The organism is Amycolatopsis thailandensis (genome assembly GCF_002234405.1).
Taxonomy (GTDB): Bacteria; Actinomycetota; Actinomycetes; order Mycobacteriales; family Pseudonocardiaceae; genus Amycolatopsis; species Amycolatopsis thailandensis.
The window spans coordinates 32,167-46,865 of the sequence record NZ_NMQT01000029.1; the positions used below are offsets into that span (position 1 = coordinate 32,167).

The window sequence follows — 14,699 nt, forward strand, 5'->3', positions numbered from 1 at the left end:
CCCAGGAAGACGACGGCGATCACGACGGCGGTGACCGGCTCCAGCAGGGTCGCCACCACCGCCGCGCCGCTGGGGGTGGTCCGCAGGCCGGTGAACAGCAGCGCGTAGGCGAGCGCCATCGTCACGGCCCCGAGATAGCCGATCAGCGCCCACGATCCGAGGTCGGCGGTCCAGATCCCGCCGCCGCTCGCCAACGGCACGACCAGTCCGGCGGGCACGAGGACCATCGCGGCGACGCAGGTGGTCGTCGTGGTCATGGTCAGCGTGTCGAGCCGTAAGGACAGCGGCGCGGCGGCTTCGGCGGAGAAGGCGTAAGCGGCCCCGGACACCAGTGCGGCGAACACCCCTAGAACGGGGTACGGCGATTCGCCGTCAGGGCTGCCGACGACGCTGACCAGCAGCAGCCCTGTCACCGCGACCGTGACCGTGAGGAACTGGCAGGCGGAAGGCCTGCGGCGGCGCCGGACGCTGCCGGTGATCAGCAACAGCACCGGCGCGAACCCGAGACACACCACGGTGGTGATGCTCACCCCGGTCCACAGGACGGCCACGAAGAAGAACAGCTGGAAGATCGCCGTCGAAACCCCGACCGCGGTCACGCGCCGCCACTGCCGCCTGCCGAGCCGCACGCAGTCGCGCGACCGCCGCATCGCGGCGGCGGCGATCACCAGGACGACAACGGCGAAGAAGGCGCGGTACCCGCCGATGGCCAGCGGCGAAAGGCCCGAAGCGTCGTGGACGACCGGGATGGCCGGGCCGATCGTGCCCCAGAGCACGCCGGCCAGGCACACCAGGACCAGGCCCCTTCCCTGGCCCGCGGACGTCTGAACAGGCTGGGTTTCCGTGGTGGTCACACCGGCAGCATGTCAAACGGACTCCGCGGGCCGTCGCTCGCCGTCCGGGCTATTTCACGAGGTAGGACCGGTAAGGCACCAGCGTGTTCGCGGACTGATGCAGGGAAGTGACGGCGTACGCGCCGCCCTGGCAACCAGGCTCCCTGAAGAGGAAGAGGTCGACATCGGTGAGATTCGTGACGGAGCGGACGGCGAAAGGTGCTTCCGTGCAGGATCGAGGCTGCGCCGGGACGCTCACGGACGATCCCGTGTAGGCCACGCCGGAGTAGAGCTGGATCGCGCCGCTCGCCGCGGCGGAGGAGAATTGACCACTCGCAACAATGGCAAGCGAAGCCAGCAGGAACGAAAGGACGGTTTTTCCGGAACGCATTATTTTCCCCACGCTCGATGGACGACGACGAAATCCTAACATCCGGATGACCGGCCGAGGAATGGTTCATTTTCCCGCTCAGCGGTTCATTCGAAACATTCGCTCGAACAAACACGGAGCGAATAGCGCAATATCGGCGATTACTCAAGACCGGCGGGATCATCGACAGCCGATCGACAGAATCGGTCAGCGGCGCGGGTCCAACAGCAGCTTCCCGGAAGTGCGCCGCGACTCGATGTCCACATGCGCCTGTCCCGCTTCACTCAGCGAGTAGCGCTTCGTGATCTCGACCTTCAACTTCCCCTCGCCGAGCATCTCGAACAAGGCGCCGGCGTGTTCGCGCAGCAACTCGGGCGTGTGGATGTGGTCGGCGAACACGGCGTAGGAGACCTTGATGCTCTTGGGCAGGTCCGTCAGCCGCACCTGGGGGATGTCGCCGATCAGCGGGCCGTAGTAGACGAGCGTGCCCGACCGGCGCAGCACCTCGACGGAGGAGTCGAAGGTGGCGGCGCCTCCGCCGTCGAAGACCGCGTGCACTCCCTCGCCGCCGGTGAGCTCCTTGACCCGCTCGGCGAAGGCACCGCCGGTCGAGACGAGCACGTCGTCCGCACCCGCCGCCAGGGCGACCGGCACCTTCTCCTCCTGTGACACCAGGCCGATCACGTGCGCTCCGCGCAGTTTCAGCAGCTGGGTGACCATCCGGCCGACCCCGCCCGCGGCGGAGTGGACCAAGGCGACCCGGCCCTTTTCCAGCGGGGCGACCTCCGTCACGAAGTGATGCGCGGTGAGCCCTTGCATCATGATCGCGGCGGCGACGTCACCGGGTACTTCGTCGGGAACCGGGACGACCCGGTCGGCCGCGATCGCCAGCCGCTCGGCGTAGCTGCCGTAGGCGTAGACCCACGCGACGCGGTCACCGACGGCGAAATCGGTGACACCCGCGCCGATCGCCGCGACCCTGCCCGCGCCCTCCACCCCGGGAATGAACGGAAGCCCCTTGGGCAGGCCGTATCCGACCCGGGATCCGGTGTCCATGAAATTGACACCGGCGAACTCGATGTCCACGAGCAGTTCACCCGCCCCCGGTACCGGATCCGGCCGGTCACGCGTTTTCAGCACCTCGGGACCACCGAATTCTTCCACCACTACAGCACGCATCGCAAATTCCTCTTGTCTTTCGTCACGCCGAGCAGATCGGCGTCGAATCGAGAATTCGTGATCCCGCGTTCCCGCCCGATCACCTCGTACTCGAACGAGACTAGGAGCCATTTTTTGTACCTGCAAGTACAGAAAATGGAACCCTGTCCGCGCACCCGGGATCAGCTCGCCACGGTCAGGAAACGGATCGCCGAATTGGGCCGGAAACCGATCCGCGGATACACGGGCGCGCCCGCGACAGTGGCGTGCAGGACGGCACGCTTGAGCCTTGTGGCCTTCGCTCCCTCGTAAAGCGCCTTGCGGGTGACCGCCTCTCCGAAACCACGGCGTTCGAATCCCGGCGCGGTCGCGACCAGGATCACGAACAGGCGGCCGTCCTGTTCCACCGCGGCCGCGCAGGTGACCGGCTTGCCATCCTTCACCCCGAGATAGGCGTGCACGTCGGCTTTCCACAGGCTGGAGCCACCGATCCCGTCACGGCCGTCTTCGAGCGGGAATCCGTAGGCCAGGGAGTTGAGATCGGCGTACGCCTCCAGCTGCTCGTCGGTCTGGACACGCCGGAAGGTCAGCTCCGGATGCGCCGGTTCCGGTATGGGAAGGAGATCCCCGGCCATGCCGGTGCCGGGAAACGCGAAGCTGAGCCCGGCACGCTCCGTCGCCGCGTCCAGCTCCGCGAAGGCGTCCGGAGCCAGGAGGTCTTCGAACAGCCAGAGGAAGCCACTCCGCCGCTTCGCCCGCATGATCCCGGCGGCCTCGTGCAGCCGGCGTTCCAGCAGAACCTTGTTCACACCGGTTTCGGTGAGGGTGAGGCAATTCCAGAAAACGAAGCCGCAGTCCGCCCAGCGCACCGCGATACCGGGAAGGTCCCGTACGTCCGCGGCCGGTTCGCGGTCCAGCACCATCCGGCGCCAGACCGCGGCGAGCTGCCGCATCGATTCGATCGACTCCGCACTATCCGTCATCCGGCCCTCCAACGGGTTTCACTCACTTGCGAGAGCAAGGGTATTTCCCGATTTCGGCCGCCACTAGCGTTGAACGACGCACGGCGCGTACGTCGGCGCCGTGCTTCGCGGCCACGTAATCGGGTGCGTTCGGGATCGCGGCCAGACCGCCGTCGGAGGCGACGATCCGCGACGACGGGGCACGGGCAGGCGCCTCAATGGCCGGCGGGGTCGCCCGCACCCCGAGCGTCCATATGGGACGTTTAGTGACGAGTGAGTGTCCGTTTTATGCTCGTATAGGATGTTCTGCGTGGGGTCGTGAGTGATAAGGAGGGTTAGAACCCTCTTTATCACTCACGACCCCTTCGAAAAGTCTCTCGCAGGCCAGTTCAGGCCGTGCCGCGAAGGCCCTGCTCGGCAAGCTGCTCGATCACGCCACGTTCGCCTTACTCCTCGACAACTCAACCTCGTGGCAGCCGGTCAGAACAGCGGCAAACCGGGCTCCAGCCCCAGCCGGACGCGCCCCGAACCGCCGAAGAACTCCGGAGCCTGGTTGACATGCTGCAGCGCGACCATCCCGTCGCGGTACAGCCGTTCGAGAGCGTTGCCCCGGTAGAGCGAGGTCGAGCTGCCCAGCCGGTACATCGCGACCAGAGCGTCCCTGCCTACGGCGGCCGCGTGGGCCATCGCCGAGTGCAGATCGGCGTGCAGGGCGACGGTGGTCCGTTCTCCGCGTTCGGCGGTCTCGTCGATCCGCCTGGCCACGTCGAACAGGAACAGGCGCGCGGCGCGGACCGCGGTCTCGTGGCGGGCCAGCGTTTCCTGGACATGCGGCTGTTCGGCGAGCAGGCCACCGAACGGGGTCGTCTTGCCGGGTGCGAGCGCGACCAGTTCCTCGATGGCCTCCTCGACCGCGCCGAGCGCGACGGCGGTGCAGCCGCCGAAGACCAGCAGAATGGGGTTGAGCCGGTAGGTGGGCCGGTCCAGCCGCAGCGGTTCGTCGATGTTCGCGGTCAACTCGGCCGGGACGAACGCGTCCTCGATCACCACCCGGTGGCTGCCGGTGGCGCGCATGCCGCTGACGTCCCAGGTGTGCTCGATCTTCAGCTGCTCCTGGCCGACGTGGAACAGGCGCACGTCCGGTTTGCCCGTCGCGGGCTGCCCGCCGTCCATCACGACGCCGAGCGGGACGAACCACTCGGCCGCCTCGATCCCGCTGACGATGCTCCACTGTCCGGAAAGCCGGTATCCGCCGTCCACCACGACGGCCTTGCCCGGCTGGCCCGCGTTCGCCAGCACCGGTTCCCTGCCACTGGCCCAGACCTTCGCCGCGCCGGCCTCGCCGAGCATCGCCGCGGTGAAACCGAAGTTGGCGTTCCACACGACCCAGGCGACGGAGGTGTCGATCCGGCCCAGCCGCTCGTAAACGGTCAGCGCGGTGGTGAGCGACACCTCCAGTCCGCCGTACTCGGCGGGGGTGAACAGGCTGAAGGCGCCGGCGTCGCGGAGTTCGGCGATCAAGTGACCGGGCAGACGGCCGAGTTCGTCGGCTTCGTCCCGCGCGGACTCGATCGCGCCACGCAGCAGGTTCGGCAGGGCCAGCGCCCGGGCGTCCCCGGAAATGGTGTCGGACATGAACCCAGGCTGCCAAAGCGATGTATACAACCGATTTACACCGCTAAACCCGCTCGGCGTCGAAGTCCGCGCCCCTGGTTTCGGCGCTGAAGAACAAGGCCACGAGGGTGACCGCGATGGTGGCGACGAGGTACAGCACGACGGCGGTGGTCCCGTGGTTCTCGACGAGCCAGACGGCGATGAAGGGAGCCGGCGCACCCGCGATGATCGACGAACCCTGGAAGACCAGCGAAGCTCCGGCGAAGCGGCGATGAGTCGGGAAGAGTTCCGCGATCCAAGCCGCCTCGGGACCGGCGAGGAGACCGTGCAACGCCGCGCCGACGCCCACGCCGATGTAGAGCAACGGCAGGCTCTCCGACTGGACCATGAGGAAGAACAACGGCGCCCACAGCGCCAGGCCCGCGGCCGGGACCAGCATCGCGATCCGCCGTCCGACCACGTCGGACCAGTGTCCACCGGTCAGCATCCCCGCGAACTGCAGCAACGATCCGAAGGTCACCGCGAGGAGGACGTCGGATTTGGTGTACCCGAACGAAGTCGTGGCGTAAGCCACCACGAAGACGGTGTACACGTAGAACGCGACGTTCTCGCCCAGCCGTACGCCGAGGCCACGCAGGACCGGCCCCGGGTGAGCGAGGGTCTCCAGGATGCTCGACCGCGCCTGCTCGGCCGCGACGGCGCGCGAACGCGCCTGCTGGAACACGGGTGATTCGTCGACGCGGCGGCGGATCCAGAAGCCGACGACCAGCAGCGGAACGGCGAGCAGGAATCCGATGCGCCAGCCCCACTGCGTGAACTGCCCGCCGGACAGCACGAGGGTCAGCACGCTCACCACCCCGGTCGCCAGCACGGTGCCGAGCGGGGCCCCCGCCTGCGGCCAGGCGGCCCAGAACCCCCGGCGGCGAGGGCTCCCGTACTCGCTCACCATCAGCACGGCCGCCCCGAACTCGCCACCGAGCGCGAAGCCCTGGACCAAGCGCAAGACGACCAGCGAGATCGTCGCTCCGATACCCGCCTGCGCGTACGTGGGCAGCAGCCCGATGGCCGAAGTGGACAGGCCGAGCAGCAGGAACGTCACGACCAGCATGGGTTTGCGGCCGACGCGGTCACCGAGATGCCCGAAGACGATGCCGCCGATCGGGCGCGCGACGAACCCGAGCCCCTGGGTGGCGAGAGCCAGCAGCAACTGGGCGACGGCGTTTCCGCCCGGGAAGAACAGCGGCCCGAGCACGGTCGCGGCGAGGATGCCGTAGAGCGCGAAGTCGTACCACTCCAGCACGGCACCGGCGGTGCTGCCCGCCAGCACCCGCCGGAACGCCGAACGGCTCACCGCGGGCCCGGATTTCACGACATTCGCCTCGTCCGGGGTGGGCAGGTCGGACATTCTCGCTCCTCCTCGGACCGACGGGTGACCAGTCGCACGATAACCGGACACCAGTGACCAGATATCGGACGCCGTGAACATAGCCCTCTTGCCGCGGAGACCGCAATCGGCATGGGCACGCCGCCTTCCCGAGGTCTGTTCCGAGGCATAGTCGAACCGGGAGGTGGCGTCCACGGGAGTCAAGGTTCCGCGTCTGGTGGGATTGTCCGTGCCCGCTGGGGCGCATCGGCTCGTGGTCGCGGCCAGCCCCGGGAGCCACTACCCCGTCCGCTGGCTCAGGAAGAAGCCGCGGCCCCGGCCGAAGCCCTCATCGGGGCACCGGCCGCGGCGTGGTTGATCAACCGCGCACGGCTCTGTCAACCCGGCGAAGGGCGGTGGTGTGGCGGCGACTTTCGCCGCACACTGTCGCGGCGAGGTGAGCCATGACCCCAGCCGACGATTTCGCCGAGGCGCTGCGGACCGGCCCGTTCTGCCGTGCGTTGTCGATGGCGGTGCAGACCCGCCGACTCAGCCTCCGGCAGTTGCGTTACCGGCTCCATGCCCGGGGTGCCTCGGTGAGCACGATGACGCTGAGCCATTGGCAGAACGGCCGAAGCGTGCCGGAGCGGGAGGAATCGCTTCGGGCCGTGGAAATCCTGGAAGAGGTGCTCGCGCTGGAAGCGGGCTCCCTGCGCCGGCTGCTCGGCTCTCCCCGCCCGCGTGGTCGCGGCGTGCGTTCCGCCGTACCGTTCCAGCGCCTGCATCGGGCGTGGGGGCATCCGGCATTCCTGCCGCCGCTGCTCGAAGAGTTCCAGGACAGCCTGATGAATCCGGTCCGCAAGCTCGATCTGCGCGAAACGTTCCATGTGCGACCGGATCGGCGCGCCGGCCGGATCGTGGTCCGGGAACTCGTCGAGGCCCGGAAGGACGGGACGAACACGATGATTCTCGCCGCCAGAAGCAAACCGGGCGTTCCGCCGCCACTGGTGGTGGAAGGCGACCGGTGCCGTCCGGGCACGGTGCTCACGCTCGACGAAGAGGGCTTCTCGCTGACAGAACTGGTGCTGGACAGGACCTTGCGACGCGGCGAACGGCTCGCCATCGGCTTCGTCCAGGAATACCCACGCCCGATCGTCGCCGAGCATCACCATCGCAGGATCGCGGAATCCGTGGCTCATTACCACGGTCAGGTCGTCTTCACCCGTGACGCGGAGCCGGTCGTGTGCCGGACTTGGCGGACCCGCACGCCCGAAAACCGGACCAGCGGGTGGATCGCCGTACGCCCCGACGCGAGCCACACCGTCCACGTGTCGCGGCGGAACGCGGCCCCCGGGGTTCACGGTCTCCAGTGGAGCTGGGAATAGCGTTTCTCTGTTTACGGATTCTTCCGCCGAAGGTTTCCCGCGCAGAGGCGTCCGGTTAGGTTCGAGGCGCACAGTTCCTTGTGCGAAAGGCCTACCGCGAGGAAAGAAGGTCCACAGTGAACAGCAGGACTGCACGTGCTCTGGCCATCGCCGCCCTCGCCGGAGCGATGCTCGGCGTCGCGGCGCCGTCGGCTTCCGCGAGCTCGGTGCCGGGTTACCGGACCTGGCTGTCCGACGTGCACACGGCCATGCAGGGCGGCACGAGCTACCTCGACCAGCGGATCGCCAAGGGCGGCACGAAACTGGCGGTCGTCACCGACATCGACAACACCGCGCTCGAGACCTACTACCACCCCGGCGAGCCGACCGCGGACGTGCTCGCTTTCATCAAGCACGCCAAGGAAAAGGGCGTCTCGGTGCTGGTGGCCAGCTACCGCAGCAGCGCGAGCAGCGCCAAAGAGGCGCTCGTCGACGCCGGCTACCCGGTGGACCGCGTCTGCGTCCGGAAGAGCTCGGAGTCCCACGCGACCGACACGAAACAGCGCTGCCGCAAGGAATACGCCGCCGCCGGGTACACGATCATCGCCAACGTCGGGAACCGTCCCGGTGACTTCACCGGTGGCAACTACGAGAAGGGCTTCAAGCTGCCCGATTACAACGAGCAGCTCTCCTAGCGCTCAGGAGGGAACGAGCCCGGCCTGTCGTTGACAGGCCGGGCTCGCCTGCGAGGCGGCGGAGCGTCCACAGTCCATACAGAGCCAAAAGCGGTTTGGCGAACAGCCACTCTCCGGGACGGTAGTCTTCCGCGGGCACGAGCCTTTCGGCGAGATCAGGGCGCTGCCGGCGCAAGTACGCGCGGGCTTTGAGCGCGTGAGCCGGCTGGGAGGCGATCTTGACGCGGTCGACGCTTTCCAGCAGGGGAATCACGTTCGTGACGTTCTCCCACGTCGATCTGCTTTGCTCTTCGAGGACGACCGTGCCGTCGAACCCGAGCGCGGACTTCGCGTAGTCGGCCATCAACCGGGCCTCGGACTCGCCGCCGCTGGTCGAGCCGCCGCTGAAGATCACGAACGTGTCCCGCCTGTTCCCGGTGGCGACCGAGCGAAGGCCCGCCCGGACTCGCCAGCGATTGACGAAGTTCGCCGTCGCCTGGGGGTTCCGGTACCCCAGCACGACAACCGCCTCGGAGCCGCCCTGACCTTCCCTCACGAGAGTGCGGGACCAACGCCGGTTCAACCATTCTCCCCAGCCGAGGGCCATCGCCCCGGCGATCGCCCATCCGGTCCGCCGCCTCATGGGACGACCCTAGAGCACCCGCGACCGCGGAGCGGCCGGGATGGTTGCCCTGGTGCCGATCGTCGTCGGGAACGCGTCCCTCAGGAGTCCCCGGATCCGTACGGGCGGGTGAGGATCTCCAGCACGTGACCGTCGGGATCGTCGAAGTAGACCCCTCGGCCGCCGTCGTTGGTGTTGATCTCGCCGGGCCGGTAGTGCCTCGGCCCCGCCCAGTACGGCAGCCCTCCTTCGCGGATCCGCCCGAAGATCGTGTCGAACTCGTCCTCCTCGACCAGGAACGCGTAATGCTGCCTGGAAAACTCCCCCTCGTCGTGCATGACATCGAGCGAGACCCCGTTGTCGGTCTGGACCACCAGGAACGGGCCGAACTCGGCGGGTTCGGGCAGTCCGAGGACCGAGACCAGGAAGTCCGCCGTCGCGGCCCGGTCGGTGGCGTGGATGATCGTGTGATTCAGCTGCACTGTCATGAAAAAATCCTAAAATCTCAAGTTAGCTGGAGGTCAACCCGCGCCTTGGTAACGTTTCCCGGCTTCTCACGACTTGAGTAGTGCAAGCCGACACGAAGGGGACGTGATGCGTGCTTTGGTGATGGCCGGTGTGGCCGGACTGCTCACCCTGACCCTCGCTCCGCCGGCGGCGGCCTCCGGCGTACCGGAACAGTGGTCCGCCGGACCGTTCACGGCGCAGGTCGCGGTCATGGCGGGCGACGTCGACGGCGATGGCAAGGACGACCTGGTCAGCTACAACACCTATCTGTACGGATGCTACGTGATGCGGTCGAACGGCACCGCCTTCCAGCCACAGCAGAACTGGGGTGCCGGCAACTTCCTGAGCAGCGGCTTCAACGGCAACGCCAACTTCGTCGGCGACATGGACAACGACGGCCGCGCCGACGCCATCGCCGTCCGGCGGCCCACGCCCTCGACACCGCAAGGCATCTTCGTGGCGAGGTCGATCACCGACTACTACGGCGTGGAACGCTTCGGGACGCCCACACAGTGGCTGAACAACTACATCGCCGGCGATTTCGGGAACCTGGCCGCGGATCTGGACGGCGACGGGGACACCGACATCATCGGCCTGTTCGACGTGGCCACCCTGGCCGCGAGATCGGACGGCACCAAGACGCTGCCCCTGGTCGCGTGGGCTCCGCCCATCCGTGGCGGGAAGGCGACCCTGGCGGCGGACGCGACCGGTGACGGCAAGGCCGACTTCATCCTCGTCGACCAGGGCGGCACGCGGGTCGTGGCAGGCAACGCGAACCGCTGGTTCGACACCCCGGTGTCGTGGTCGACGACGCCGTTCTACGGCACCAAGAAAACCCTCACCGCGGACATCGACGCCGACGGAGACGCGGACCTCATCGCCGTCAACGACACCGACGTGCAGGTGATGCGCTCCACCGGTTCGAGCTACTCCGCACCGGAAACGTGGTACGCGGGCTCCTTCTCCGGCACGAAGGAGACCCTCACGGCAGACGTCGACGGAGACGGCGACGCGGACCTCGTCGCGGTGAACGCCAACGACGTCTGGGTCCTGCGCTCGCAGTAGCTTCCAGGCACCGCCGCTGTTCCGTGCCGGCCTCGAGCGGCGTGAAAGCCACTTTGAGGGACTCGCATTTGCTTACCCACTGGGGTGAGCTGGTATATCTCGGCGCCCGGGTGAGGCTTGTTCTGGGGGCCAGCGTGGTCGACGGGGGAGGATTCCGGACGTTCAACGGCCGGAATCCTCCCCCGGTCGACCGCACTGGCTTCACCCAGCGACGAGACGGAGCAGGGCTCCGTGCGTGGAGTATTTGGGACATTGAGCGTCCCGGATCCTCCACGCTCGCCAGCCACACCAGTGGGTAGGCAAATACGAGTCCGTTGGAACCGTCCTCACCACTCACGAGCCCGAAAGCGGTCAGGACTGCTGCTTGTCGCGCCAGGCGATCCAGGCCCGCAGCTTGTCCAGGTTGTAGTCCGGCCCACCGGTCCCCACGGTGAACAGCGAGACGCCGTGCTCCAGCAGCTTCGGGCCCAGCTCCTCGGGGTCTCCGTCGACACCGACCGAACGCTCGATCTCCTTCGGGTCCCGGCCGATGTCGGCGCAGTGCTGGTCGAGGATCTTGACCTTGCGCTCCACGACCTCCGGGTCGCCGAAGCCGTGCCAGATGTCGGCGTGCTTCGCGACCAGGCGCAGCGTCTTCTTCTCGCCGCCGCCACCGATCAGCACCGGGATGTCGCGGGTCGGCGCCGGGTTCAGCTTGCCGAGCCTGCTCTCGATCCGGGGGAGCGCTTCGGCGAGGTCGTCGAGCCGCCCGCCGGCGGTGCCGAACTCGTAGCCGTACTCGTCGTAGTCCTTCTCGAACCAGCCGGAGCCGATGCCGAGGATCAGCCGTCCGTCGGAGATGTGGTCGACGGTGCGGGCCATGTCGGCGAGCAGTTCGGGGTTGCGGTAGCTGTTGCACGTCACCAGCGCGCCGATCTCGACCCGCGACGTGGACTCCGCCCAGGCGCCCAGCATGGTCCAGCACTCGTAGTGCAGTCCCTCGGGCTCGCCGTAGAGCGGGTAGAAGTGGTCCCAGTTGAAGACGATGTCCACACCGAGGTCTTCGGCCTCCGAGGCCGCCCGGCGGATCGCCTTGTACTCGGCGTGCTGAGGCTGCAGCTGGACGCCGATCCGGATCTTCCTGTTCGCAGCAGTCGTCATGATCGCAGCCTAAGCCTGGAGTTGCTCCACGTGCTCGCCAGTAACCTCGGAAGGGCGACCGCCATCCGACGTCGCCGGGGGACGACGGCGCGGGTGTTCAGCACGTCGTAACCGAGGGCCGCGATCTCGTCCAGAATGCCTTCGTAGAGCGCGAGCGCCGTCCGCACGCAATCCCGGGATTCCTCGCGCAGCAACGGGATTCCCGCTTCCGCGCGGCGGTACACCGCCCGGTTGCGCGCGACCGCCACGGCGAGGGCCCGCCGCACCCGCCGGTCCGGCAGGCCGCGGGCGCGCGACCATTCGAGCAGTTCGCGGTCGACGCCGAACGCGGCCAGTTCGTCGGTGGGCAGGTAGAGCCTTCCCCGGTCGAGGTCCTCGCCGACGTCGCGCAGGAAGTTGGTCAGCTGGAACGCCTCGCCCAGCGCGGCGGCGCCGGGCACGGCGTCGGCGACCGGGACGACGGTGCCGAAGACCGGCAGCATCTGGAGCCCGATGACCTCGGCCGAACCGTGGATGTACTCCTTGAGGTCGGCGTAGGTCGCGTACTCGGTGATCTTGAGGTCCATCGTCATGGACCGCAGGAACGCGTCGAACAGCTCACGGTCCAGGTCGTGGCGCCGCACGGTGTCGGCGAGGGCGGCCAGCACCGGGTCGGCGGGCGTGCCACCGTCGAAGACCTGCCCGACCATGACGGCGACGTCGTCCAGCGCGACAGCGGGATCGGTGCCGGGCGCGGGGTTGTCGACCACCTCGTCCGCCATCCGCGCGAAGCCGTACAGCGCGTGCGCGAACGGCCGCGTGCGGGGCGGCAGCAGCCGGGTCGCGAGGAAGAAGGTGCGGCCGTAGTGCGCGTTGACGCGACGGCATTCGGTGTACGCGGCCCGCAACGCCGGTTCGGTGATGCCCGCGGCGTCGAGTTCGTTCATCGGCCGGTGACCCTTCCCGCCGCGAGCCTGCCGGAGATCACCACCGGCGGGATGCCGACCCCCGGCGTCGTCCCGCAGCCCGCGAGCACGACGTTGTCGGCCGCCCGCAGCAGGTTCCCCGGGCGGAACGGGCCGGTCTGGGCGAAGGTGTGCGCGAGCGAGAACGGGGTGCCCGCGGTCAGCCCGCGCTCCGCCCAGCCCGCCGGGGTGATCGTCTCGTCGACGGTGAAATCGTCCGGGAACCCGGTGAGGCCGCGGTTTTCCAGCGTGCGCAGGAGTTCCGTGCGATAAGCGGGCCCGACCCGGCCCCAGTCGATCTTGCCGCGGCGCAGGTTCGGCGCCGGGGCCAGCACCGAGATCACCTGGTCGCCGCCGGGGGCGAGGCCCGGTTCGGTCGCGGTCGGCCGGGTCACCAGCAGCGACGGATCGCTCATCAGCCTGCCCTCGCGGATGATCTCCGAGAACGTCCTTTCCCAGGCCTGACCGAAGAAAATGGTGTGGTGGCCCAACTCCGGCCACGATCGCGGCGCGTGCCCGTGCAGCACCACGGCCGACGGCGAGTACCGCAGCGGCAGCGGACGCCGCGGGCGGGCGCCGAGCAGCCGGTACGCGGTGCCGAGTTCGGTCGCGAGAACCACGGTGTCGCAAGGGATCCGCTCGCCGGAGCGGGTCCGCACCGCGCGCACCCGCGAGGAAACCCTTTCCAGCCAAGCGGCTTCGGTGCCGAACCGCACTTCCGCGCCCGCGCGCCCGGCCGCGTTCGCCATCGCCCGCGCGATCTCGCCCATCCCGCCCGACGGGTAGTAGACCCCGCCGACGGTGTCCATGTAGGAGATGACGCCGTACGCGCCGATCGCGCGCGCCGGGTCGAGTCCCGCGTAGAGCGCCTGGAAGGAGAACAGGCGACGCACCCGGTCGTCGCGCAGGAAGCCGTCGATCTTCGGGCCGAGCCGCCCGAAGCCGCCCAGCGCGGCCAGTTTCGCCAGTTCCGGGCGCGCGAGGTCGAGCGGGGAGTCGAAGTTCGCGCCGATGAACCGATCCTTCTGCACCGCGTACAGCTCGGTCAGCCAGCGCCGGAGCCGACGGTAGCCCTCGGCTTCGGCCGGACCGGCGGCCTCGCGGATCTCGGCCTCCATCGCCGCCGCGTCGGTGTGCACGGCGATGGTGCTGCCGTCGGCGAACCTCGCGCGATACGCGGGGTCGAGCCGCGTCAGTGTCAGGTTGTCGGCCAAGGATTCGCCGACCGCCGAGAACGCCTCGTCGAGCAGTTCCGGCATGGTCAGCACGCTGGCCCCGGTGTCGACGGTGTTGCCGCCGAAATCCGCCTGTCCGGCGCGTCCGCCGGGAGTCTTGTCCTGCTCCAGCAGGGTCACGCGGCGTCCGGCGCCGAGCAGGTGCAGCGTCGCCGACAGCCCGGCGAGCCCGCCACCGATCACCACCACGTGGTCACTCGGACCGGTGACGGTGCGCATCAGTACGTCCGCTGGGTCGCCTTGACGACCAGCCCGGTCAGCGCGGCGGGGGCGGGCTCGGCCAGGTGGGCGCGGTCCAGCGCCGCCATCGCGGACTCGGTGAGCTCGTCGATGCGGCGCTCCACCGCGTCGACGGCGCCGACGTCGAGCAGCGCCTCGCGCACGGTTTCGACGGCGTCTTCGGACAGGTGCGCGTCGCCGATGGCGTCGGAGATGACCTTCGACGCGGCGTTCTTGCCCTGCTCGGCCGCGCGCTGGAGACCCAGCGCGACCAGCAGCGTCCGCTTGCCCTCGCGCAGGTCGTCGCCCGCGGGCTTGCCGGTGACCGACGGGTCGCCGAACACGCCGAGCAGGTCGTCCCGCAGCTGGAACGCCACGCCGACCTCGTCGCCGAATTCGCGCAGCGTCGCGATCAGGGCGTCGTCGGCGCCGCCGAGCGCGGCACCGAGGTGCAGCGGGCGCATGACGGTGTACGCGGCCGTCTTGAGCTTGCAGATGTGCAGCGCAGCCTCGGGGGAGGCGTCGCCGGTGGCCTGGGTGCGGACGTCGAGGTACTGGCCGGCGAGGACTTCGGTGCGCATCGCGCGCCACGCGGGCCGCGCCGCCGCGAGGGCCGCGGGCGGGAGCGG

Annotated in this window: 14 protein-coding genes and 1 pseudogene; 3 read left to right on the forward strand and 12 right to left on the reverse strand. The window is 68.7% G+C overall.

Features of this window, described 5'->3' with window-relative positions; translation table 11 throughout:
* Positions 1-5: 5 nt before the first annotated feature.
* The 6 genes and pseudogenes from CFP71_RS09085 to CFP71_RS09110 form a co-directional block, all read right to left on the reverse strand.
* Positions 6-854 (reverse strand): annotated as a pseudogene (locus CFP71_RS09085) (DMT family transporter); the annotation flags it as partial.
* A gap of 49 nt (positions 855-903) precedes the next feature.
* Entirely contained in the window at positions 904-1,224 is a 321-nt protein-coding gene (locus CFP71_RS09090) for a hypothetical protein (protein ID WP_093933386.1), read from the reverse strand.
* Positions 1,225-1,410: 186 nt separating this feature from the next.
* Positions 1,411-2,382, reverse strand: a complete 972-nt coding sequence (locus tag CFP71_RS09095) for a quinone oxidoreductase family protein (RefSeq protein ID WP_093933387.1) — start codon at positions 2,380-2,382, stop codon at positions 1,411-1,413.
* Between the two features lie 161 nt (positions 2,383-2,543).
* Positions 2,544-3,344, reverse strand: a complete 801-nt coding sequence (locus CFP71_RS09100) for a GNAT family N-acetyltransferase (protein ID WP_093933388.1) — start codon at positions 3,342-3,344, stop codon at positions 2,544-2,546.
* A 459-nt stretch (positions 3,345-3,803) separates the two neighbouring features.
* On the reverse strand, positions 3,804-4,958 hold the full coding sequence (locus tag CFP71_RS09105) for an acyl-CoA dehydrogenase family protein (protein ID WP_093933389.1): 1,155 nt from the start codon (positions 4,956-4,958) through the stop codon (positions 3,804-3,806).
* A gap of 43 nt (positions 4,959-5,001) precedes the next feature.
* The gene (locus CFP71_RS09110; protein WP_093933390.1) at positions 5,002-6,342 is read right to left on the reverse strand and encodes an MFS transporter; all 1,341 of its coding nucleotides are present in this window, start codon (positions 6,340-6,342) and stop codon (positions 5,002-5,004) included.
* A 422-nt stretch (positions 6,343-6,764) separates the two neighbouring features.
* Between CFP71_RS09110 and CFP71_RS09115 the strand changes: the two genes are divergently transcribed.
* Together CFP71_RS09115 and CFP71_RS09120 are read left to right on the forward strand one after the other, a co-directional pair.
* Positions 6,765-7,685 carry a hypothetical protein gene (locus tag CFP71_RS09115; protein ID WP_093933391.1) on the forward strand — a complete coding sequence of 307 codons (921 nt, stop codon included), beginning with the start codon at positions 6,765-6,767 and terminating at the stop codon, positions 7,683-7,685.
* 116 nt (positions 7,686-7,801) lie between these two features.
* On the forward strand, positions 7,802-8,359 hold the full coding sequence (locus tag CFP71_RS09120) for an HAD family acid phosphatase (RefSeq protein WP_093933392.1): 558 nt from the start codon (positions 7,802-7,804) through the stop codon (positions 8,357-8,359).
* Here the strand turns inward: CFP71_RS09120 and CFP71_RS09125 are convergent.
* Entirely contained in the window at positions 8,325-8,981 is a 657-nt protein-coding gene (locus tag CFP71_RS09125) for a YdcF family protein (RefSeq protein WP_093933393.1), read from the reverse strand. The genes CFP71_RS09120 and CFP71_RS09125 overlap by 35 nt on opposite strands.
* An 80-nt stretch (positions 8,982-9,061) precedes the next feature.
* Complete coding sequence (locus CFP71_RS09130) at positions 9,062-9,448, reverse strand: VOC family protein (RefSeq protein WP_093933394.1); 387 nt, start codon at positions 9,446-9,448, stop codon at positions 9,062-9,064.
* 106 nt (positions 9,449-9,554) lie between these two features.
* Between CFP71_RS09130 and CFP71_RS09135 the strand changes: the two genes are divergently transcribed.
* On the forward strand, positions 9,555-10,532 hold the full coding sequence (locus tag CFP71_RS09135) for an FG-GAP repeat domain-containing protein (protein ID WP_093933395.1): 978 nt from the start codon (positions 9,555-9,557) through the stop codon (positions 10,530-10,532).
* Positions 10,533-10,883: 351 nt separating this feature from the next.
* Here CFP71_RS09135 and CFP71_RS09140 read toward each other — a convergent pair whose 3' ends face one another.
* The 4 genes from CFP71_RS09140 to CFP71_RS09155 all read right to left on the reverse strand — a co-directional run.
* Positions 10,884-11,672: an LLM class F420-dependent oxidoreductase gene (locus tag CFP71_RS09140; RefSeq protein WP_093933396.1), complete on the reverse strand. Its 789-nt coding sequence runs from the start codon at positions 11,670-11,672 to the stop codon at positions 10,884-10,886.
* On the reverse strand, positions 11,669-12,598 hold the full coding sequence (locus tag CFP71_RS09145; RefSeq protein ID WP_093933397.1) for a phytoene/squalene synthase family protein: 930 nt from the start codon (positions 12,596-12,598) through the stop codon (positions 11,669-11,671). The genes CFP71_RS09140 and CFP71_RS09145 overlap by 4 nt, the downstream gene beginning before the upstream one ends.
* Positions 12,595-14,070, reverse strand: a complete 1,476-nt coding sequence (crtI, locus tag CFP71_RS09150) for a phytoene desaturase family protein (protein WP_093933398.1) — start codon at positions 14,068-14,070, stop codon at positions 12,595-12,597. The genes CFP71_RS09145 and crtI overlap by 4 nt, the downstream gene beginning before the upstream one ends.
* A partial coding sequence (locus CFP71_RS09155; RefSeq protein WP_208635913.1) for a polyprenyl synthetase family protein occupies positions 14,070-14,699 on the reverse strand: 630 nt, incomplete at its 5' end. The genes crtI and CFP71_RS09155, both read right to left, overlap by 1 nt.